General features: G+C 70.7%; 22 protein-coding genes and 1 pseudogene. 11 read left to right on the top strand and 12 right to left on the bottom strand.

Annotated elements, in window-relative coordinates; all coding sequences use genetic code 11:
* Nucleotides 1-185: 185 nt before the first annotated feature.
* Nucleotides 186-566: an ArsR/SmtB family transcription factor gene (locus tag BT364_RS19405; RefSeq protein WP_072486440.1), complete on the top strand. Its 381-nt coding sequence runs from the start codon at nt 186-188 to the stop codon at nt 564-566.
* A 2-nt stretch (nt 567-568) separates the two neighbouring features.
* On the opposite strand, the gene BT364_RS19400 is transcribed toward BT364_RS19405, so the two are convergent.
* Together BT364_RS19400 and BT364_RS19395 are read right to left on the bottom strand one after the other, a co-directional pair.
* Complete coding sequence (locus tag BT364_RS19400; RefSeq protein WP_072486439.1) at nt 569-1,984, bottom strand: FAD-dependent oxidoreductase; 1,416 nt, start codon at nt 1,982-1,984, stop codon at nt 569-571.
* Between the two features lie 77 nt (nt 1,985-2,061).
* Nucleotides 2,062-2,748: a DUF305 domain-containing protein gene (locus BT364_RS19395; RefSeq protein WP_072486438.1), complete on the bottom strand. Its 687-nt coding sequence runs from the start codon at nt 2,746-2,748 to the stop codon at nt 2,062-2,064.
* Between the two features lie 157 nt (nt 2,749-2,905).
* Between BT364_RS19395 and BT364_RS19390 the strand changes: the two genes are divergently transcribed.
* Complete coding sequence (locus tag BT364_RS19390; protein ID WP_072486437.1) at nt 2,906-4,396, top strand: LVIVD repeat-containing protein; 1,491 nt, start codon at nt 2,906-2,908, stop codon at nt 4,394-4,396.
* 100 nt (nt 4,397-4,496) lie between these two features.
* Here the strand turns inward: BT364_RS19390 and BT364_RS19385 are convergent, their stop codons facing one another.
* From BT364_RS19385 to BT364_RS19355, 7 genes are all read right to left on the bottom strand, one after another.
* A complete protein-coding gene (locus tag BT364_RS19385) occupies nt 4,497-4,676 on the bottom strand; it encodes a hypothetical protein (protein WP_072486436.1) in 180 nt (59 codons plus the stop codon).
* A 69-nt stretch (nt 4,677-4,745) separates the two neighbouring features.
* Entirely contained in the window at nt 4,746-5,447 is a 702-nt protein-coding gene (locus tag BT364_RS19380) for an HAD family hydrolase (RefSeq protein WP_072486435.1), read from the bottom strand.
* Nucleotides 5,448-5,536: 89 nt separating this feature from the next.
* Nucleotides 5,537-6,235: a phosphatase PAP2 family protein gene (locus tag BT364_RS19375; protein WP_072486434.1), complete on the bottom strand. Its 699-nt coding sequence runs from the start codon at nt 6,233-6,235 to the stop codon at nt 5,537-5,539.
* Nucleotides 6,236-6,268: 33 nt separating this feature from the next.
* Nucleotides 6,269-7,204 carry a M56 family metallopeptidase gene (locus tag BT364_RS19370; RefSeq protein ID WP_072486433.1) on the bottom strand — a complete coding sequence of 312 codons (936 nt, stop codon included), beginning with the start codon at nt 7,202-7,204 and terminating at the stop codon, nt 6,269-6,271.
* 86 nt (nt 7,205-7,290) lie between these two features.
* Nucleotides 7,291-7,878 (bottom strand): DUF5134 domain-containing protein, encoded by a 588-nt coding sequence (locus BT364_RS19365; protein ID WP_072486432.1) that lies wholly within the window; start codon nt 7,876-7,878, stop codon nt 7,291-7,293.
* Nucleotides 7,879-8,009: 131 nt separating this feature from the next.
* Nucleotides 8,010-8,834, bottom strand: a complete 825-nt coding sequence (locus BT364_RS19360) for a phosphoenolpyruvate hydrolase family protein (RefSeq protein WP_072486431.1) — start codon at nt 8,832-8,834, stop codon at nt 8,010-8,012.
* A 51-nt stretch (nt 8,835-8,885) separates the two neighbouring features.
* The gene (locus BT364_RS19355; protein ID WP_072486430.1) at nt 8,886-10,139 is read right to left on the bottom strand and encodes a Tm-1-like ATP-binding domain-containing protein; all 1,254 of its coding nucleotides are present in this window, start codon (nt 10,137-10,139) and stop codon (nt 8,886-8,888) included.
* Between the two features lie 106 nt (nt 10,140-10,245).
* Between BT364_RS19355 and yczR the strand changes: the two genes are divergently transcribed.
* Nucleotides 10,246-11,649, top strand: a complete 1,404-nt coding sequence (yczR, locus tag BT364_RS19350; protein WP_177328171.1) for an aminotransferase-like domain-containing protein — start codon at nt 10,246-10,248, stop codon at nt 11,647-11,649.
* A gap of 5 nt (nt 11,650-11,654) precedes the next feature.
* Here yczR and BT364_RS19345 read toward each other — a convergent pair whose 3' ends face one another.
* Entirely contained in the window at nt 11,655-12,041 is a 387-nt protein-coding gene (locus BT364_RS19345) for a VOC family protein (RefSeq protein ID WP_072486428.1), read from the bottom strand.
* Between the two features lie 77 nt (nt 12,042-12,118).
* Here BT364_RS19345 and BT364_RS19340 point away from each other — a divergent pair, with 77 nt between their 5' ends.
* The gene (locus BT364_RS19340; RefSeq protein WP_072486427.1) at nt 12,119-12,670 is read left to right on the top strand and encodes a GNAT family N-acetyltransferase; all 552 of its coding nucleotides are present in this window, start codon (nt 12,119-12,121) and stop codon (nt 12,668-12,670) included.
* 31 nt (nt 12,671-12,701) lie between these two features.
* Here BT364_RS19340 and BT364_RS19335 read toward each other — a convergent pair whose 3' ends face one another.
* Complete coding sequence (locus BT364_RS19335) at nt 12,702-13,352, bottom strand: glycerophosphodiester phosphodiesterase (protein WP_072486426.1); 651 nt, start codon at nt 13,350-13,352, stop codon at nt 12,702-12,704.
* Nucleotides 13,353-13,669: 317 nt separating this feature from the next.
* Between BT364_RS19335 and BT364_RS19330 the strand changes: the two genes are divergently transcribed.
* The 4 genes and pseudogenes from BT364_RS19330 to BT364_RS19315 form a co-directional block, all read left to right on the top strand.
* Nucleotides 13,670-15,067: a DUF6421 family protein gene (locus tag BT364_RS19330; protein ID WP_072486425.1), complete on the top strand. Its 1,398-nt coding sequence runs from the start codon at nt 13,670-13,672 to the stop codon at nt 15,065-15,067.
* Nucleotides 15,068-15,093: 26 nt separating this feature from the next.
* On the top strand, nt 15,094-15,861 hold the full coding sequence (locus BT364_RS19325; protein ID WP_072486424.1) for an SDR family NAD(P)-dependent oxidoreductase: 768 nt from the start codon (nt 15,094-15,096) through the stop codon (nt 15,859-15,861).
* Nucleotides 15,840-16,919 carry a threonine aldolase family protein gene (locus BT364_RS19320; protein ID WP_072486423.1) on the top strand — a complete coding sequence of 360 codons (1,080 nt, stop codon included), beginning with the start codon at nt 15,840-15,842 and terminating at the stop codon, nt 16,917-16,919. The genes BT364_RS19325 and BT364_RS19320 overlap by 22 nt, the downstream gene beginning before the upstream one ends.
* A 73-nt stretch (nt 16,920-16,992) precedes the next feature.
* Nucleotides 16,993-17,363, top strand: a pseudogene (locus BT364_RS19315) (transglutaminase domain-containing protein); the annotation flags it as partial.
* Between the two features lie 111 nt (nt 17,364-17,474).
* On the opposite strand, the gene BT364_RS19310 reads toward BT364_RS19315, so the two are convergent.
* Nucleotides 17,475-18,197 carry a lysophospholipid acyltransferase family protein gene (locus BT364_RS19310; RefSeq protein WP_072486422.1) on the bottom strand — a complete coding sequence of 241 codons (723 nt, stop codon included), beginning with the start codon at nt 18,195-18,197 and terminating at the stop codon, nt 17,475-17,477.
* 218 nt (nt 18,198-18,415) lie between these two features.
* Between BT364_RS19310 and BT364_RS19305 the strand changes: the two genes are divergently transcribed.
* The 3 genes from BT364_RS19305 (at nt 18,416) to BT364_RS19300 (ending at nt 19,445) form a co-directional block, all read left to right on the top strand.
* On the top strand, nt 18,416-18,742 hold the full coding sequence (locus BT364_RS19305; RefSeq protein ID WP_072486421.1) for a TlpA family protein disulfide reductase: 327 nt from the start codon (nt 18,416-18,418) through the stop codon (nt 18,740-18,742).
* Between the two features lie 72 nt (nt 18,743-18,814).
* Nucleotides 18,815-18,895 (top strand): putative leader peptide, encoded by an 81-nt coding sequence (locus tag BT364_RS44265; RefSeq protein ID WP_371268620.1) that lies wholly within the window; start codon nt 18,815-18,817, stop codon nt 18,893-18,895.
* A 43-nt stretch (nt 18,896-18,938) separates the two neighbouring features.
* Entirely contained in the window at nt 18,939-19,445 is a 507-nt protein-coding gene (locus BT364_RS19300; protein ID WP_072486420.1) for a flavin reductase family protein, read from the top strand.
* The last annotated feature ends 188 nt before the right edge of the window (nt 19,446-19,633 follow it).

Below are 19,633 nucleotides of genomic sequence, written 5' to 3'. Positions count from 1 at the left end.
GACCTCGCGATCCCGATGTGCGTGCGGTGGTGGCGAGGGGCATCGGGCTCATCGACGCTCGCGAGGCGGCAGCGTGTACGGGCCGCACGGGCTGAGGCGCGACGGGCTCACCGTCCGGCGAATGTCGAACTACGAGGGGTCTCGTATCATGGAAGACTGGAACAGTCCCAGGAAGTGGAGCCGTCGTGACCCCCGCCAGCGCCCCTGCCGCCAGCGCCACCGAGGCCGGCGGCCGTGTGCTCGACCACCCCACGCGGGACGAGATCCGTATCGAAGGGGTGCTCCACGCGCTCTCCGACCCGATGCGGCTGCGCATCGTCCGCGAGCTGGCCGCAGCCGAGTCCGAACTCACCTGCTCCTGTTTCGATCTCCCGGTGTCCAAGTCGACGTCCACGCACCACTTCCGGGTGCTGCGCGAGAGCGGGATCGTCCAGCAGATCTACCGAGGCACGGCCAAGATGAACGGCCTGCGGCGCGACGATCTGGAGGCGCTGTTCCCCGGGCTCCTCAGCCGTGTCCTCGACGCGGCGAACCGCCAGGTCCAGCGCATAGGCGAGGACCGATAGCCTCACCCACCGCCCCGGCCGCCACTCCGCGCGGCACTCAGCAGCCCCGCCCAGTCCGGGATCTTCACCCGCTCCCGGCCCAGCGACCTGCCCAGCGCCGTCTCCGCCCGCTCGATGGACAGCCAGCCGTCCCACTCCACCGGACGCAGCCCCCACGCCCGTAGCGCCGCCACCGGATCGGGCGCCGAGGCGCGCCCGGCGAGCAGTGGGGCGTCGTCGAGCAGCGAAGCCACCGTCTCCTTCGCGCACGACCGGTTCGAGCCGATGACCCCGGTCGGCCCCCGCTTGATCCACCCGGCGACGTACTCCCCGGGCGACGGCACCCCGTCCCGCAGCACCCCCCCCGCCAGATGCGGCACCGTCCCGCGCACCGGGTCGAAGGGCAGGCCGGGCAGCGGAATCCCGCGGTAGCCGATCGCCCGCAGCACGAGCTGAGCGGGGATGTCCTCGTACGTACCGGCGTCGCGCACGCCCCCGCTGCCGTCCGGCACCGTACGGGCGAAGCGCACCCCGGCCACCCGGCCGTGCCGTTCCAGCAGCTCGACGGGACGCAGAAAGAACCGCAGGTGGATGGTGCGCACCGGATGCCCGCCGGTGCCCGCCCCCGCGTCGCCGGCTGCGGCCCACCCGCGCAGGACCTCCACATTGCGCCGCGCCGCCGCCGTCGGAGGCGGCGCGTTCGGAGGCGAGGACGGAGCCGGGACCCGGGCGGACGGATCGGCGTACGCCGGATCGCGGGCGAGCTCGGCCTCGTCCACCACGACCCGGGCCTGTGGCAGCCCGCTCAGCTCGCGCAGCTCCTTGGTGGTGAACCTGGCCTGTGACGGCCCGCGCCTGCCCGCCATGTGGATCTCGTGCACGCTGCTGCCGGCCAGCGCGCCGAGCGCACCGTGCGGTACGTCGGTGGGACGCAGCTCCTGCGCGCTGCGCGCGAGAATCCGCGCCACGTCCACCGCCACATTGCCGACCCCGATCACCACGACCGAACGCGCCCGGAGCGCGAAGCCGTCGGCGGCCGCGTCGGGGTGCGCGCTGTACCAGGAGACGAACTCGGTGGCGGAGCAGCTGCCGGGCAGATCCTCGCCGGGGACGGCGAGCGCGCGGTCGGTCGCGGCCCCGACGCAGTAGACCACCGCGTCGTAGAGCTCGCCAAGCCGCTCGGGCGGGATCCCGCCGCCGCCCACCTCGACGTTTCCGAGGAAGGTGATCCGCTCGTGCTCCAGTACGGTCCGCAGGCTGTTCTGCAGCGACTTGATCTTCTCGTGGTCCGGGGCGACTCCGTAGCGCACCAGGCCGTACGGGCAGGGGAGCCGGTCCAGCACATGGACCCGGACATCGGGAACCCGGTCCTGTGTGACCAGGGCCTGGGCGGTGTAGACCCCGCTGGGGCCGGAGCCGACGACGGCGACACGGAGCACGGCGCACCTCTTCCCGGAGGATCCCCTCCAGCATGGCACCGGCGGGCGGAGCGGGGGAGAGGCGCGCCCGGGCCGCGTCAGGACGACATCGTGCGCATTCTGTCGATCTCCACCGTCTGCTGGGCGACGACGTCCCCGGCCATCTCCTCGATCTGTACGTTGTTTCCCTCCGCGAGCACCTCGGTCGCCATCGTGATCGCTCCCCGGTGGTGGGTGATCATCAACTTGAGGAAGAGCCTGTCGAAGGCCGCTCCGTCCGCCTCGCGCAACTCCTTCAGCTGTGCCGGGGTCGCCATGCCGGGCATCGCCGAGTGGTCATGGGCGGACTTCCGCCGGTCGCCGCCGTTGTGTGTGAGCCACCCCTCCATGGCGCCGATCTCCGGCTTCTGGCCGGCCGTGATGCGCTCGGCGAGCCGCTTGACCGAGGACGAGTCGGAGCGGGACGGGACGAGTGCGGTCAACTCCAGTGCCTGGGCGTGGTGTTGGATCATCATCTGCGCATAGCGGTGGTCGGCCGAGTTGGGGGTGTCGTCCCCGGCGGCCTCCGCGGCCTCCTCGGCGGAGAGAGTCCGTGCGGGCTCGCCCGGCTTTCCCGGCGCCACCACCGAAGGACCGCCGCCGGCCTGCGCCTTCGTGCGGCTCCCACCGTCCCCCGCATCGCACGCGGTGAGGGCGAGGGTGGCGGACACGGCCGCCGCGATGAGAACGGATCTGCGTACACACATGGTCTGACGGCGGATCAACAAGTGGACCTCCATGGCCATATGGGCGATTGTCAATCGTCCTGACACGCTTCCGCACTGCGGTGATCGGAAACTCTCATCACGTCTCTGTTGCCATCTGTCGGGATCACCATGGGAAGGACGATACTGCCGAGGTCCGTGAACCGTTCAACTACGTTCGGATCCATGGGAGGACGCAGTGAATTCGTTGCACACGAGCCCGGTGCGGCGCAGACGCCTGGGTGTGGCGACGGCCGCCGCCGGCCTGCTGGCCACTTTGCTGATGGCCGGACCCGCGGCCGCGACGCCCGACCCCGGTGACACCGCCGCGGCCCGGACCGAGGTCTCCGCCGCCCAGCGGGCCGAAGCCACGGCCGCCATCAGGAGCGGCGAGGTGCCCGGCGTGGACGAGATCGTCCAGAGCGACAACATCACCCACCTGGCCAACGTTCCGAAGGACGCGCTCAAGGGCCTCAACACGGACCTGGCCTTCCAGGGGAAGTACGCCTTCGCCGGAAACTACGACGGCTTCCGGATCTTCGACATCGGCAACCCCAGGTCCCCGAAGACCGTCGCGCAGGTCCTGTGCCCCGGCTCGCAGAACGACATCTCGGTCTCGGGCGACCTGCTCTTCCTGTCCACCGACTCCTCGCGCAGCGACAACTCCTGCACCAGCACCACCCAGCCCGCCACGGAGAAGTCCTCCTGGGAGGGCATGAAGGTCTTCGACATCAGCGACAAGCGCAACCCGAAGTACGTCGCCGCCGTCGAGACCGCGTGCGGATCGCACACCCACACCCTGGTCCCCGAGCGCAAGAACGTGTACGTGTACGTCTCCTCGTACTCACCGAGTGAGGCGTTCCCCGACTGCCGGCCGCCGCACGACGGGATCTCCGTCATCAAGGTGCCGCGCAACGCGCCCGAGAAGGCCGCGGTCGTGAACTTCCCGGTGCTCTTCCCGGACGGCGGCAACCCGGGTGCTCCGCAGAACCCGGGCGTCTCCAAGACCACCGGCTGCCACGACATCACCGTGCTGCCCTCGAAGGACCTGGCCGCCGGTGCCTGCATGGGAGACGGCCTGCTGTTCTCCATCAAGGACCCGGAGAACCCGAAGATCATCGACCGGGTGCAGGACAATGTGAACTTCGCCTTCTGGCACTCGGCGACGTTCAACCGGACGACGGACAAGGTCGTCTTCACCGATGAGCTCGGCGGCGGTGGCGCGGCCACCTGCAACGAGGAGATCGGCCCGAAGCGCGGTGCCAACGGCATCTACGACATCGCCGGCAGGGGAGACCACCGCAAGCTGGTCTTCCGCAGCTACTTCAAGATCGACCGTCCGCAGGCCGACACCGAGGTCTGCGTCGCCCACAACGGTTCGATCATCCCGGTCGAGGGACGCGACCTGATGGTCCAGGCCTGGTACCAGGGCGGGGTGTCGGTGTGGGACTTCACCGACTCGTCGAAGCCGAAGGAGATCGGCTACTTCGAGCGCGGCCCGGTCAGCACCGATGCCGTCACCACGGCCGGCCCCTGGTCGGCGTACTACTACAACGGCTACATCTACTCCAACGACATAGCCAAGGGCTTCGACGTCCTGAAGCTCGACGACCGGCGGACCGATCCGGCGAAGCGGGTGCGGCTGGACGAGCTCAATGTTCAGACGCAGCCGGAGTACTTCGACCGCTGACCGGCCGGATCCTCCACCCGGCCGGCGACAGCCGGCTCCACAGAGCACCCGAAGGCGTCCCGCAGGGCGGTTCCCCCGCTGTGCGGGGCGCCGCGCCGCGTCAGGCGGCCGTCCTGGCGGTGCCGCCCGTCGCCGCGGCCCACTCCACCAGCAGGCGCTGGTACTGCTCCTCGTCCTCCGGGGACAGGCGGCCGCCCGAGCGCTGCCACAGGTCGCGGATCTCTTTGTTCACCTCGGCGGCAGTGCGCGTGGAGTCGGAGGAGCAGGGAGAACGGGACATACCTACAGGCTAAGGCCCCGATGTGACAATCAGACCCATTGGGCGTCAGGGACATCTCTCACATGTCTGTCAGGCAACGCCCTGCACCAGTCCGAGCGTCCGCAGTCCGCCGGGCCGCTCCTCCACCGGCAGATGCTGCACAAACCGCACGTCACAGCCCAGTGCGGCGGCCCCGCCGTCCGCGTGCCGGTCGTCGCCGACCATCACCACCTCCGCCGGATCCAGCCCGAGAAATGTGCAGGCCGTGTGGAAGAGCCGTGAGTCCGGCTTCTGTACGCCGTGCTCGTACGACAGCACATAGGCCTCGATCAGGTGATCCAGGCCGTGCGCCCGGAAGACCGGCCGCAGGTCCCAGCCGATGTTGCTGACCACCCCGATCCGGGTGCCGCTGTCGTGCAGCGCGCCGAGCACCTCCGCCGCGTCCGGGTACGGCCGCCAGGCGGCGGGTGTCCGGTGCCGCTCGTACAGCGCGTCGTACAGCCCGGGATCCGGCAGCTCCACCTGCCGGGCCAGGCCGGTGTACGCCTCCCGGTGCAGTTCCGCGCTCTCGTCACGGGTGGCGTACGCGGCGGCGAGCCGGGCGGGGACGTGCCGGGGAGACGGGCCGCCCGGCAGCGCCCCGGCAGCCTCCAGCTCGCTCACGTACCGCTCGAAGTCGGCCTCGCCCACCGTCACCCCCCGCTCGGCGAGGACCGCGCGCAACCAGGACCGGACCGGCTCGATGCGGAAGAGGGTCCCGGAGAAGTCGAAGAGCACACCCTTGATCTGCATGGCTGCGATCCTCCCCGGTGCGGGGGTGCCGCGGCAAGGCGGGCCGGTCCCGGTACGGGCGCGGCGGGGCGGGGTCGTACCGCGCCGGTTCAGGAACTACGGGGCCGGCGTGGGCCGCCGCGCCGCTCGTACCGGGCGAATCCGTCGATCGAGAGGGCGACCAGGGCCGCCCCCAGCAGCCAGCCGCCCAGTACATCGCTCAACCAGTGCACACCCAGATAGAGCCGGGTCAGGCCCACCCCGACGACCGAGACGCACGCCACGACCAGCGCGGTCCGCCACAGCCGGGGCCCGGCGCCGTACCGTCGCAGCAGCCAGAGCAGCAGACCGAAGCTCACCGTCGCCGTCATCGCGTGACCGGAGGGGAACGCCGCGTAGTGGGCCGAGTCCACCGGGTCGGGCCAGTGCGGACGCTCCCGGCCGACCGCCGACTTCAGCCCCTGCTGAACCACGGTGGCCAGCACACTCGTCGCCGCCACCCACACCGCGGGCACCCGCGCCCCTCGCCACCACAGCACCACCACGGCCACCGTGATCAGGGCGCGCATGGTCCACGGATCCCATGCCCAGTCGGTCAGGATCCGGTTGACGTGCACCAGGCCGGGTTCGGTCACCGCCCTGCGGTGCAGGGCGTCCGCGACGTCACGGTCCAGCGCCATCAGCGGTGACCAGCGCACCGCGACGAGGATCAGTACGACCAGTGCGAGAACCGCACAGACCGCACCCGCCCCGAAAGGTGTGACACGGGAACGGGTGCGGGCGGGCGGGGAGAGTTGTGGGGACGGCATGGGGTGATCTTCGCGGACGGCCGCCGCCCTTGGCTATCGCAGCGCACTGAGTCCCGGAATGAAGGCCACCAGAAGCGGAACCACCGGCACCAGAGCGGCCGCCGCGGTCAGCCGGAGCCGACGGCCCGCGGTGAGCCGGTCCGCCGGGGTCAGCAGCCGGTTCACCCGCAGCGGCAGCTGTGCGTCCGGCGCCGGGCAGGGGCCGAACACGCCCCGGTCCTCGTTGAGTTCCACCAGGGCCAGGGCGATCGTCAGCCGTCCGAAACGCTTCGACGCCACATCGTCCGCGGCCAGTTCGACCAGCCGGTGCATCTCGTCGCGGAAGGCCGCGAACACCGGCACTTGCGGAAACCCGGTCGCCAGCGCGCCGGAACAGTGCAACAGCCAGTCGTGCCGCGCGTTCGCGTGCCCCTGCTCATGGGCCAGCACCGCGTCCAGCTGACGGCCTTTCAGGCGCCGGAGTGCCGTGGTGGTGATGACCAGTTGGGGCGCGGCACCCGGCAGCCACCAGGCATCCGGACGCTCTCCCTCCAGCACCACGAGACGCCCGCTGCCGGGCTCCTCGCCGGGCAGCAACGGGGCACGCACCAGCAGTTCGGCGCGCCGCTGCCTGCGACGCACCTGGGCCCGGTGGATCTCCCTGGTCAGCATCACCGCCGACCACACCCCGCCGAGCGCCAGCAGCACGGCCATGGCGGCCGACCACCGCCCGTGCCCGCCCAGCGCGTACGCCTCCACCACGGCCCGCGGCGCCGGTGCGAACACATGGCCGCGCACCGCCTGCCAGGCGGCGGCAGCGCTGAACGTCATGGAGAGCGCGAAGGAGAGCAGCACCCCGGCCACCACGCACTGCCACACCCACAGCGCCACCACGGGCTCGCGCTCCGGCCACCGGGCCCTGGCCATCAGCCGTGGGGTCAGGACGGCGGCCAGTGCACCGAGCAGCAGCAGTGCGAGGGAGACCAACATGACGTCAGCCTATGAGGGGCGCGGTACCCACGGGTATGGCTGTGCACGGCAAGTGACGCACACCACGGTTTGCCCGGCCGGCTGTCTCACAAAGTGAGCAGCATCGCGAACATGGCCATCCCCATCGTCAGCCGGCAGGCGAGCGCCAGCTCGGGCCGCGCAGCCCAGGAGCCCCCGGCAGAGCCACCGCCGCCGGCCGCCGCGGCACCCCCGGCGGCCACGGGTATCAACCGGGCCCCCGACCGCAGCACGTACACCGTGTAGTAGGCCAGCAGCAGCCCGGTCAGCAGGGGTACGCCCCCCGCCGTCGCCGCGACCCCGTGGCCCGTGTGCCCGCCGTGTGCCGCGCCGCCGGGTGCCATCGTCAGCGCCATGTAGACCATCGCCGCGGACCCGACCAGGTGGTGCAGATGGTGCCTGCTGCGCCGGGAGAACCACAGCGCACGGAGCGAAGCCGCGCCGAACAGCACCGCGTACACCGCCCATGCCCACGCGGGGGGTGTCACGACGGCCGCAGGCACCGCCATGGCGGCCATGCCGAATCCCATCAGGGCCTCCGCACGCGCCGTTCTGCGCCCCTCCCCGGCATCGCTGCGGGTGCGCAGCAGGCAGTACGCACCCGTGATCGCGCACAACGCCATCAGCAGCCAGCCCGACACCGCCGGTCCGTGCACAGCGCACCACCCCCAATTGCCGCACGCTCCAGATCGATGCCCGGGCAGGGGCCGTCGTACGCGGCGCACTGAGGTACAGGGGAGCGCGCGGAGGGAGTGTTCCCGCCGCGCGCTGTGCTTTCCGCCCCTCGTCAGCCGAGCGTGAGGGACTTGAAGGCGCGTGCCTGCTCGGTGATGGCGCGCTCCGTGGGCAGTCGTTCCATGGACGAGGCGCCGAAGAACCCGGCGATCCCGGAGGTGTGGTCCAGGATGTAGCGGGCGTCCTCGGGTTCGGCTATCGGCCCGCCGTGACACAGCACGACGATGTCGGGATTGACACGCTTGGCCGCGTCGTGCATCTCCTGCACGGCGGTGGCGGCCTGATCGAGCGTGAGCGCGGTCGAGGCGCCGATGGACCCCTTGGTGGTCAGCCCGACGTGCGGGACGAGCACATCGGCACCCGCCCGCGCCATTTCGGCTGCCTGCTCGGGGTCGAACACGTAGGGCGCCGTGAGTAGATCGCGTTCGTGGGCCTGGCGGATCATGTCGATCTCCAGGCCGAAGCCCATACCGGTCTCTTCGAGGTTCTCGCGGAACTTGCCGTCGTACAGCCCGACGGTGGGGAAGTTCTGTACGCCGGTGAAGCCGATGGTCTTCAGCTGGTCGAGGAAGTTGCCCATGATCCGGAACGGGTCGGTGCCGCACACCCCGGCGAGCACGGGGACGTCCCGCACCACGGGCAGGACCTCGCCCGCCATGTCGAGCACGATGGCGTTGGCGTCGCCGTAGGGCAGCAGGCCCGCCAGCGAGCCCCGGCCGGCCATCCGGTACCGGCCCGAGTTGTAGATGATCAGCAGGTCGACGCCGCCGGCCTCCGCGCACTTGGCGGACAGGCCGGTGCCTGCGCCCGCGCCGATGACGGCCCGGCCGGTCCGGACCTGCTCGGTCAGGCGGGCCAGGGCTTCCTTGCGGTTCACTGATGGGCTCCTGTTCGGTGGGTGTGTTCTCGCGGCTCGGGCTCTGAGGGCTCAGACGTCCGGGTGCGAACGGCTCTGGGTGGTGATCAGCTGGTGCAGGTGGTCGGCGGCGGCGACGGCGAACGACGGGTCGTTGAGGTGGGCGCCGATCTCACGCAGATCGACGGCGCTGCCCCGCAGGGCCGTGCGCAGGGAAGTCAGCCCGGCCGCGTCGGCCTCCGGGTCGTGGAACGGGCCGCCGGGGGCGTCCACGGCGGAGACACCGCCCAGCGGCCAGAGCACCGCCGTCGGACCGTGCGCCGAGGCCAGCTTGTGCCCCATGGAGGCGCCGAGTTCGGCCATCTCGTCGGGCGTGGTGCGCATCAGGGTGACGGTGGGGTTGTGTACGAGGAGGCGGCGGTCCGCGAAGCGTTCCGGGACGGTGTCGGCGGCGCCGAAGTTGACCATGTCCAGTGCGCCGGGCGCGACCACCTGCGGCAGGCCCGCCCGGCCCGCCGCGGTGAGCCGGTCGGGGCCGGCGCTCAGCACGCCGCCGACCAGTTCGTCCGCGAGCTCGGTGGTGGTCAGGTCAAGGACACCGGCGAGGAACCCGCCCGAGGCGAGCTTCTCCAGTGCCCGCCCGCCCGCGCCCGTGGCGTGGAAGACCAGGACCTCGTAGCCCAGCTCGTCCAGCCGCCGGCGGGCGGCATCGACCGCGGGCGTGGTGACGCCGAACATGCTGGCGCCGATCAGCGGACGCCCGTGGGGCTCCGACCGCTTCAGGCTCTGCTCGTGGTGGATGGCCATGCCGGCCGCCGCGGCCGCCGCGTTGCCCAGGATCTGGGACGACACGGAATTGATCCCCGCCACGTCGACCACGCTGTACATCATGGTGATGTCGCTGCTGCCCACGTACGGCGACACGTCCCCGCTGGCCATGGTGGACACCAGCACCTTCGGAACGCCGATGGGCAGCGCCTGCATGGCACGCGCGGCGATGAAGGACCCACCGCTCCCGGCCACGGCCAGCACCGCGTGCAGCTGCCCTTCCCGGTGCAGATCACCGACGATCCGCTCGACGCCCTCGGCCATGGCCGTCACTGCCGCACCGCGGTCCCCGGCGGCGCGCAGCGCCTCCAGACCGTGCCCGGCGCGGCGCGCGACGGCCGCGGCGTCGATGTCACCCGTGGGGCTGCCGACGGGTGACGGCATCACCCCGGCATCCACGAGCACCACGTCGCATCCCGATTCACGAAGCCGCGCCGAGAGCCACGCGTACTCCGCCCCCTTGGTGTCCAGTGTCCCGACGAGCACCACGGTCGCCATGTTCCTGCTCCTTTGCAACGGCGTTCTCCCGATCATGTGCGAGCCGCCGGAGGGTGGCAAAGACCACTTGACGGCAATTGGCCTGCGGCGGGCGATGATGGGGGGCATGGACCGGATTCCTCCCACCCGGCTGTCCCGCCTGCTGACCGGGTGGTCCAAGGAAGGCACGGGCGCGATGCCGCAGCTGTTGGCGGAGGCGCTGCGCGAACTGGCGCAGCGCGGAGACGTGGCACCGGGCACGGTGCTCCCCTCGCAGCGCGCCCTGGCGACGGCGCTGGGGGTCAGCCGCAGTACGGTGACCGCCGCGTACGGCCTGCTGGAGGCCGAGGGGTGGCTGGAGAGCCGGCAGGGCAGCGGCTCCCGGCTGCGGGGTTCGGGCTCGATGGGCGAACCCGCGACCGAGGGACGGCTGGCCAGCTTCGGGACCAGGGACGGCGGCATCGACCTGTCCAGCGGCGCGCTGGACGGCCTGTCCGCGGTCGCGGCGGCGGTCGGCGACCTGTCCGCCGACGACCTCACCGCCGCGCTGGCCGGCGACGGCTACCTCCCGTACGGGCTGCCCGAGCTTCGCGAGGGGATCGCCGAGTACCACCGCTCGGCGGGCCTGCCGACCGCTGCGGAACAGATCCTGGTGACTGCCGGATCCCAGCAGGCCGTCTGGCTGATCACCCAGGGCCTGGTCGAGCCCGGTGACACGGTGATCGTGGAGGACCCGACCTACCGGGGCGCCCTCGAAGCGCTGCGCGCCCGCGGCGCCCGGCTGGTCCCGCTGCCCGCCGACGGGGCCCACGGCGCCCGCGCACTGGCCCGGCTGGCCGGCCATGTCCGCCCGCGCCTCGTCTATCTGCAGCCGTCCCTCCACAACCCCACCGGCCTCGGCATGGACGAGCCCACCCGCCGCGCCTGGGCCGCCGTACTGGCCGAACAGGGCCTGTACACGGTGGAGGACAACGCCTACGCCGAACTGTCCCTGCACCACGACGCCGCGCCGGTCTCCCTGGCCGGCCTGCTGCCGCCCGCCGCCACGGCCACCGTCGGCACCCTGTCCAAGCTCTTCTGGGGCGGCCTCCGGCTCGGCTGGATCCGCGCCTCCACCACCGTCATCCGCCGCCTGGCCGACATCAAGAAGTCCGTGGACCTGTCCTGCCCGGTGGTGGACCAGATGCTGGCCGTGAACCTGCTCCGGCAACTGCCCGAGGCCCGGGCCCGGCGCCGCTCCCGGCTGCGCGAACGCCTGGCGGAGACCGAACGGCTCCTGCGTGACCAGCACACCGGCTGGCGATGGGAACGGCCCGACGGGGGCTCCGCGCTCTGGGTGGAGATCCCCGGCGCCGACGCCGAGGCAACCGCCCAGCTGGCCCGTCGCGCCGGCGTGCTGATCGTCCCCGGCCCGGCCTTCTCCGCCGTGGACGGCTTCCGCCACCACGTGCGGCTCCCGTTCGCCGACCGGGACGGCGGCCTGGAGAAGGCCCTGCCCGTGCTCGTCGACTGCGCGCGGCGAAGCCGTTAGTGGATCTAGGGGCGATACCGCAGCGGATGGTCCGCCGGTACTTCCACCATGACGATCCGGTGCCCGTCCGGATCGCGGATCCACATCTCGACCAGCCCCCAGGGCTCGCGCACCGGCTCCCGCAGCACCTCGACGCCGCGGGCCGACAGCTCTTCGTGCGCCGCCCGCACGTCCGCCACCTGCATCCACAGTTCGAGGCCGGGCACCGGCGGTCCGGCGGCGCGTCCGGACACCTCCAGGAAGCCTCCGCCGAGGAAGTAGACCGTGCCCCGCTCGGGGCCGGTGCCGAACTCCCGGTAGACGGGCAGTCCGAGGGACTCCCCGTAGAAGATCCGCGATCGCTCGGGGTCGGCCGGGCGCAACAGGATCCGGCTGCTCAGCACATGAACCATGTGCCCGAATCTAGTTCGGGACAGCCGGGTTACGCTGCTCCGGCACGGCCACAGGACAGAAACGGAGAGCCACCGCCATGGACACAGCCCCCGCCCAGGATCCGGGACAGCTGACCTTCCGCGACGCCGCCGACGCCGATGTGCCCGCGCTGGTGACGCTGATCGAGTCGGCGTACCGCGGGGACTCCAGCCGGGCCGGATGGACCACCGAGGCGGACATCCTGCAGGGGCAGCGGACGGACCCGGACGGTGTACGGCAGGTCCTTCAGACATCCGGCAGCCGGCTGCTCGTGGTGGAGCGCGACGGTGCGCTCATCGCCTGCTGCCAGCTCGAACACCGCGGCGACGCCGCCTACTTCGGCATGTTCGCGGTCCGTCCCGGACTTCAGGGGGCCGGGCTCGGCAAGGTGATCATCGCCGAGGCCGAGCGCACCGTCCGGGAGAGCTGGGGCGTGTGTGAGATGCACATGACCGTGATCTCGGTGCGCGAGGAGCTGATCGCCTGGTACGAGCGGCGCGGCTACCGCCGTACGGGAAAGCTCAGCCCGTTCCCGTACGGCGACGAGCGCTTCGGTATTCCGCAGCGCGACGACCTCGCCTTCGAACTGCTGGTCAAGGACCTGGTCTGAGCCGAGAGACGGCTCCGGGACCCTGCTCCGATCAGGCGGTGAAGCGGCCGGCGCGGCGGATCTCCGGGTAGTCGGTGGTCGCGCCGTCCAACCGCAGGGCGCGTGCCAGCCGCAGATGGTCCTGGGTGTTCACCACCCAGCCGATGACCTTCAGCCCCTCGGCGTGCGCCAGTTCGGTCACCTCCAGGGTGAGGCGACGGATGTTCAGCGCCAGCGTCGCCGCACCCACCGCCTTCGCCCGGTCCACCACGTCGCCCTGCCAGCGGCTGGCGATGAGCACGGTCCGTACCCCCGGCACCAGCCGGGCGATCTCGGCCACCGCCTCGTCATGGAACGAGGACACCTCGACCCGGTCGGTGAGACCGCGTCGCAGCATCACTTCGGCCAGGGCGCGGGCCGCGGCCGCGTCCTTGATCTCGGCCTGCACGGGGGACCGTACGGCGTCGAGCACCTCCTCGAAGACCGGCACCCGTTCGCCCTGTCCGGCATCGAGTTCCCGCAGTTCGGACAGGGTCTTCTCGTTGATCGGCCCCGTGCCGTCCGTCGTGCGGTCCACATCGGCGTCGTGCATGACGGCCAGTGCGCCGTCCTCGGTCAGATGAAGGTCCAGTTCGATCGCGTCCATTCCGGCCCGTTCGGCGTGGACGAACGAGCGCAGGGTGTTCTCCGGCTCGACACCCATCACTCCGCGATGTCCGATGGTGAGAAAAGACAAGGCAACCCGCTTCCGTCGACGGCGTCTTCCCGCGCGCGGCTCCTACCCACGAGGCGCTACGGCATACGGCGATTCGGCAGCCTAACGGCGTCGGGGAAGAGGAGAGGGGCGGACACCTGCGGTGCGCACCCGGCCGACGGAAGTAGCTGCCGGGAACGGTCCGTGCAGGAAGAATCGCGGTGACCATGGGGGTCGGCAGGATAATTTTCTGGGGCCCACTTGTCTCAAGGAACCGCACATGGATACGGTTGCTTAACGCGAGGTTCTCCTGTGGAGGAAGTGTTATGACGGAAATTCTTGTGCAGGACGCCACTGCGAGCGGCATAGCCACGGATCAGCGGGTGGTCGATCATCCCGCCTGGCCCGCGCTCAAGAGCGCCGTGGAGGAGATCCGCCCCTGGCAGTCGAAGGACGGTTCCATCGACTTCGAGGCCGAGGGTGCGCCGTCCCCCAAGGCCGCCCGGTCGACGCTCGACCGTGTGATCGCCGCGGTCGAGGAGCTCTCCCCGCTGCTGCCGCACGACGCCGCGTACCACCGCGCCCTCGCCGCGGACCTGCGCCGCTGGGCCGCGGACGGCTTCGGTGTGCCGGACTTCCTCGACTCGCTGCTCGCCTTCCAGCCGGCCAAGGACCGCACGGACGGACTGCAGCACCTGGTCGTCTTCGCGATGTACACGCAGAACGGCAATCCGGACCGCAACCTCGAAGCGGTCGTGCTGCGGATGGTCTGGCCCGAGTGGTTGGCCGAGCTCGAAGCGACCCGCTACGACAACCCGCTGTTCTGCGGCATCACCTTCGAGGACTTCACCTCGGGTTACGACACCAACTCCGCCGTGCTCTTCCCGGAGACCATCGCCGTGCGCGAAGCCCCCGAGCGCTTCAGCTGGGGCGGTATCTTCTGCGACCGCGAGGCGGCCCGCTTCCGCCGGGTCACCGAGGCCTCGGTCGAACTGCTCGGCGTCGAACTGCCCGACGACATCCGCGACATGGTCGCCGACCAGCAGCGCTGCGAGCAGGCCTTCGTGCTCTGGGACATGGTCCACGACCGGACGCACAGCCACGGCGACCTGCCCTTCGACCCCTTCATGATCAAGCAGCGCCAGCCGTTCTGGATGTACGGCCTCGAAGAGCTCCGCTGCGACCTCACCGCCTTCAAGGAGGCCGTGAAGCTGGAGGCCGACGGCTTCGCCCAGGGCCGTGACGTGCAGTACGCCGTGCTGTTCGACCGGATGTTCCGCTTCCCCGTCACCGGCGAGCGCGTCCGCAACTACGACGGCCTCGGCGGCCAGCTGCTCTTCGCGTACCTCCACAAGCACGACGTGGTCCGCTGGACCGACAACACACTGAAGATCGACTGGGACCGGGCCCCGCAGATCACCAACCAGCTCTGCGCCGAGATCGAGAAGCTCTACCGCGACGGCATCGACCGCCCCAAGCTCGTCCACTGGTTCGCCGCGTACGATCTGGTCTCGACCTACCTCGCCCCGCACCCGGGCTCCCGCTGGGCCAAGGGCCCGGACGCCCTGGACCTGTCTCAGCCGCCGCGTAAGCTCGTCGACGATGTGCTTCCGGACGAGTTTCCCCTGAGCATGTTCTATGAGGCGCTGTCCAAGAAGCTGAAGAATGTGATCGCCTCGACCAAGGGGATCACCGCCGCGGATGCCGAGCAGGCAGCCGCGTGAGCGCCGGGTCTGAGGAGGCGGTGGCCATGAACGGAAACGGCAGGGGCAACGGGAGCGGTGCTCTCGAAGGTGCCGTGGTCGCGGTGGCCGGGGCCGCGGGCCCGGCCGGCCGGGCCACACTGATGAGGCTCGCCGAGGCCGGTGCGACCGTCGTCGCCTCCGACGCGGACGCCGCCCGCCTGGCCGAGGCGGTCGACGCCGCGCGCTACGCCCACGGCGGCGCCACCGTCACCGGTGACACGGTCGATCTGCTGGACCTCGATGCCACCCGCGAATGGGCGGACAGGACCGAGAAGGAATTCGGCCGGATCGACGGCCTGGTCCACCTCGTCGGCGGCTGGCGCGGCAGCGCGAGCTTCGCCCAGACCGACCTCGCCGACTGGAACCTGCTGGAGAAGCTGCTGATCCGTACGGTCCAGCACACCTCGCTGGCCTTTCAGGAAGGTCTGCAGCGCAGCGACCGGGGTCGCTATGTGCTGATCAGCGCGGCCGGGGCGAGCAAGCCCACCGCGGGAAACGCGGCCTATGCCGCGTCGAAGGCGGCGGCCGAGGCCTGGACGCTCGCGCTGGCGGACGCGTTCCGCAAGGCGGGGGGCGACGAAGGGCCGAGGACGGCGGCTGCGATCCTGATCATCAAGGCACTGGTGCACGACGCGATGCGCGCCGAGCGCCCGAATGCGAAATTCGCGGGCTACACCGACGTCAAGGAACTGGCCGATGCCATCGCCGGCGTCTGGGACCGGCCCGCCCCGGAAGTGAACGGAAAGCGCCTGTGGCTGACCCCACAACCGTAAGGACCGACGCGCGGCGCCACCACGATCCGCAGATCCGCGGCTTCGCCAGCGACAACTACGCGGGCACGCACCCGGAGATCCTCGCGGCACTCGCCCTCGCCAACGGCGGTCACCAGATCGCCTACGGCGAGGACGAGTACACCGAGCACCTCCAGCGCGTCATGCACAGTCACTTCGGCCCCACCGCCGAAGCCTTCCCGGTGTTCAACGGAACCGGTGCCAACGTCGTCTCCCTCCAGGCGATGACCGACCGCTGGGGCGCCGTGATCTGTGCCGAGTCCGCCCATATCAATGTGGACGAGGGCGGCGCCCCGGAGCGGGTGGGCGGCCTCAAGCTGCTCACCGTGCCCACTCCGGACGGCAAGCTCACCCCCGAGCTCATCGACCGGCAGGCGTACGGCTGGGACGACGAGCACCGCGCCATGCCGCAGGTCGTCTCGATCACCCAGAACACCGAGCTGGGCACGGTCTACACCCCCGACGAGATCCGCGCCATCTGCGACCACGCCCACGGACACGGCATGAAGGTCCATCTGGACGGGGCCCGGATAGCCAACGCCGCGGCGTCGCTGGACGTACCGATGCGTACGTTCACCAACACCGTCGGCATCGACGTCCTGTCCTTCGGCGGCACGAAGAACGGAGCGATCTTCGGCGAGGCCGTCGTCGTCCTGAACCCGGATGCCGTCCGCGCCATGAAGCATCTGCGCAAGCTGTCGATGCAGCTCGCGTCGAAGATGCGCTTCGTCTCCGTACAGCTGGAGGCGCTGCTGGCCGGAGATCTCTGGCTGCGCAACGCCCGGCATGCCAACGCGATGGCTCAGCGGCTCGCCGAGGGCGTGCGCGCGGTGGACGGTGTGGAGATCCTCCACCCCGTCCAGGCCAACGCTGTCTTCGCTCGGCTGCCGCACGAGGTGAGCGAGCGGCTGCAGAAGCGCTTCCGCTTCTACTTCTGGGACGAGGCGGCCGGCGATGTGCGCTGGATGTGCGCCTTCGACACGACGGAGGACGACGTCGACGCGTTCGTCCTCGCGCTGAAGGAAGAGATGGCGAAGTAGCCAAGCTGAATAGGTATGCGGTCGATCGGAAGGTCATTGAAGCTGGTCGGCCGCATACCTGCGCTCGGCGGCCATGGAGCTGATCCAGCAGGTCCCGGAAATTTCCGCCTGTCTCGCCGCCGACGAGGCCATCGACCACGAGCATCCGCTGGTGCAGGAGACGGTCGCCGAGCTTCACGGTGACACCACCGACGCATATGCATACGCGGATGCCGCCTATGTCTTTGTACGCGACACCATTGCGCACTCCGCCGATTCCGGTGACATGCGGGTCGCCTGGCGCGCCTCCGACGTCCTCGCGACACGCAATGGCATCTGGCATGCCAAGTCCCACGCCCTGGCCGCCCTCCTGCGCGCGGCGGGCATCCCGACCGCCCACTGCCACCAGGCGCTCGCCGACGACGACGGGGCCCGGGCCCCGTGCACGGGCTGATCGCGGTCCGCCGAGAACCGCCCGCAGTTGTGGCGCACCCTTCCCGCGGCGCTCCGAGCCGGGGAGACGGCACCCCGGGGCGCGGATCGGCGTCCGCGCCCCGGAGTGACGTTTCGGCCGCGTCAGCTCTTCTCCCGCACCTCGGCGGGGGTCGGGGCCGTACCGCCGAGGTGCGCGGGCACCCACCAGGTGTCGCTCGCGTCCTTCGGGCGCACGGGATAGGCGCGCTGGGCCGCCTCCAGGAGCTCCTGGACCCGCTCCCGCAGCCGCCGGGTGATCGCGCCCGCGTACTGGTCTGTGGGCGCCTCCACCGGCTCGCCGACCCGGATCGTCACCGGCACGTGGTTGCGCTTGAAATTGCTCGGCCGGCCCTTGGTCCACAGCCGCTGCGTCCCCCACAGCGCCATCGGGATCAGCGGTACGCCGGCCTCCTGGGCCAGCCGGGCGGCGCCCGACTTGAAGCTCTTCAGCGTGAACGACTCCGAGATGGTGGCCTCGGGAAACACACCGACGATCTCGCCCGAGCGCAACGAGGCGAGCGCGTGCGCGTACGCCTCCTCACCCTGCTTGCGGTCGACGGGGATGTGCTTCATGCCGCGCATCAGCGGTCCCGAGACCTTGTGGCGGAAGACCGACTCCTTCGCCATGAAGCGGACGAGCCGCTTCTGCGGCAGGGCCGCGAGCCCGGTGAAGATGAAGTCCAGATAGCTGATGTGGTTGCTCACCAGTACCGCGCCACCGGTCTTCGGGATGTGCTCGGAACCCTGGGTGTCGATCTTCAGGTCAAGCGCCTTGAAAAGCGTACGAGCGGCGCCGATGACCGGCCGATAGACGAGTTCTGCCATCTGGGGAAGACCCTTCTTCAGCGCCTGAGGAGGGTTCTCCCGGCGGAAGTTACGCAGCCGTAGGTTTGCGGCATTGCGCCGATCGTGCCCCATGCGCGACGCGGTGGCCAGTCTCCGAGGGCTCGGGGCGCGAGATTCTCGTCACGTGGAACCTCCGGGAATGTCTCGCGGGCCGGTGGCGCTGACCTCTTGCGATGAGCTCTGACAGGAGGCCGAGGGTGGACGGGCAGACTCGTGGGGGACCGCTGGATGCGGCCAGGCTCGGCGCCGAACTGGGTGAGCGGGCAACCCTCGTGCAGTTCTCCAGCGCGTTCTGCCAGCCCTGCCGGGCGACCCGGCGCACCCTCGGCGAGGTGGCGCGCATGGTGGACGGCGTGGCCCATGTGGAGATCGACGCCGAGGCGCATCTCACTCTCGTACGGGAGCTGGGGATCAGCCGGACACCGACCGTGCTGGTCCTCGATGCGGCCGGCCGGATCGTCCGCCGGGCGGTCGGGCAGCCACGCACCGTCGACGTGGTCGCCGCGCTGGGGCAGGCGATGTGACGGACCGTGACGCATCTCCCACATGGCGGAACACTCTTGACTGCACCCACCACGCATCGTCAGTCTGACGCTATGCCGCCGGAACCCCTTCTCTACGGCCGGGTCCACGTGGATCTCGCCCGCAACGCGAGTGCGCGCTGTCCGGGTGCCTGAGCAACAACGGCCCCGTACGCCTCTTCCGTGGAAGGACATCTCCATGACGGCTTCGCCCGAGCTCGGCACCACACGCCAGGCTTCCCCCGAACTCCTCCGCTCCGTCTTCCGGCAGCACGCCGCCGGTGTGGCCGTGATCACCGCCGCAGGTGACCGGCCGGTCGGCTTCACCGCCACCTCGCTCAACTCCGTCGCCGCCGAGCCGCCGCTGCTCTCCTTCGGGGTCGGCACCTCGTCCTCCAGCTGGCCGGTCCTGGCCGAGGCCGAGCATGTCGGCATCCACATACTCGGCGAGCACCAGCAGGAGCTGGCCGCCACTTTCGCCCGCAGCGGCGCCGACCGCTTCGGCCCGTCCACCTATTGGCGCAGTGGGCCCGAAGGAGTGCCGGTGCTCGACGGCGTACTCGCGTGGCTGGTCTGCCGCGTGGTCGCCCGTGTCCCGGCGGGGGACCACCGGATCGTCATCGCGCAGGCCGTGGTCGGCGACCCGGCCGGAGGCGGTCGTCCGCTGCTCTATCACCAGGGCCGTTTCAACGCTCTGCGAGACTGATCCCGCCCAGGCGGCACATGGGCGCCGACGTTGGGCATATCACAGTTCCGAGCGCTTGCTCATGGGTGAACCACTGGGTGTACTGGCTAGTAATATTTCCGGTCGGGGCGTCGGTCGCCCCGACCGGAATCCGCCCCATCAGGCGCCTATGCTGCGTGCAACAAGGCAGCCCCGGAAATGACGATGCA

This window comes from Streptomyces atratus (assembly GCF_900119365.1).
Classification (GTDB): Bacteria; Actinomycetota; Actinomycetes; order Streptomycetales; family Streptomycetaceae; genus Streptomyces; species Streptomyces atratus_B.
The sequence above is the reverse complement of the archived record's forward strand: the minus strand, read 5'-3'. Positions and strand labels throughout refer to the sequence as shown.

Bases quoted from the DNA above. Each gene is read 5' to 3' on its own strand.
- BT364_RS19395 (WP_072486438.1), bottom strand. From the start codon at position 2,748: ATGGCCATGGAGGTCCACTTGTTGATCCGCCGTCAGACCATGTGTGTA.
- BT364_RS19385 (WP_072486436.1), bottom strand. From the start codon at position 4,676: ATGTCCCGTTCTCCCTGCTCCTCCGACTCCACGCGCACTGCCGCCGAG.
- BT364_RS19380 (WP_072486435.1), bottom strand. From the start codon at position 5,447: ATGCAGATCAAGGGTGTGCTCTTCGACTTCTCCGGGACCCTCTTCCGC.
- BT364_RS19375 (WP_072486434.1), bottom strand. From the start codon at position 6,235: ATGCCGTCCCCACAACTCTCCCCGCCCGCCCGCACCCGTTCCCGTGTC.
- BT364_RS19370 (WP_072486433.1), bottom strand. From the start codon at position 7,204: ATGTTGGTCTCCCTCGCACTGCTGCTGCTCGGTGCACTGGCCGCCGTC.
- BT364_RS19355 (WP_072486430.1), bottom strand. From the start codon at position 10,139: ATGGCGACCGTGGTGCTCGTCGGGACACTGGACACCAAGGGGGCGGAG.
- yczR (WP_177328171.1), top strand. From the start codon at position 10,246: ATGGACCGGATTCCTCCCACCCGGCTGTCCCGCCTGCTGACCGGGTGG.
- BT364_RS19345 (WP_072486428.1), bottom strand. From the start codon at position 12,041: ATGGTTCATGTGCTGAGCAGCCGGATCCTGTTGCGCCCGGCCGACCCC.
- BT364_RS19340 (WP_072486427.1), top strand. From the start codon at position 12,119: ATGGACACAGCCCCCGCCCAGGATCCGGGACAGCTGACCTTCCGCGAC.
- BT364_RS19335 (WP_072486426.1), bottom strand. From the start codon at position 13,352: ATGGGTGTCGAGCCGGAGAACACCCTGCGCTCGTTCGTCCACGCCGAA.
- BT364_RS19330 (WP_072486425.1), top strand. From the start codon at position 13,670: ATGACGGAAATTCTTGTGCAGGACGCCACTGCGAGCGGCATAGCCACG.
- BT364_RS19325 (WP_072486424.1), top strand. From the start codon at position 15,094: ATGAACGGAAACGGCAGGGGCAACGGGAGCGGTGCTCTCGAAGGTGCC.
- BT364_RS19310 (WP_072486422.1), bottom strand. From the start codon at position 18,197: ATGGCAGAACTCGTCTATCGGCCGGTCATCGGCGCCGCTCGTACGCTT.
- BT364_RS44265 (WP_371268620.1), top strand. From the start codon at position 18,815: ATGCCGCCGGAACCCCTTCTCTACGGCCGGGTCCACGTGGATCTCGCC.
- BT364_RS19300 (WP_072486420.1), top strand. From the start codon at position 18,939: ATGACGGCTTCGCCCGAGCTCGGCACCACACGCCAGGCTTCCCCCGAA.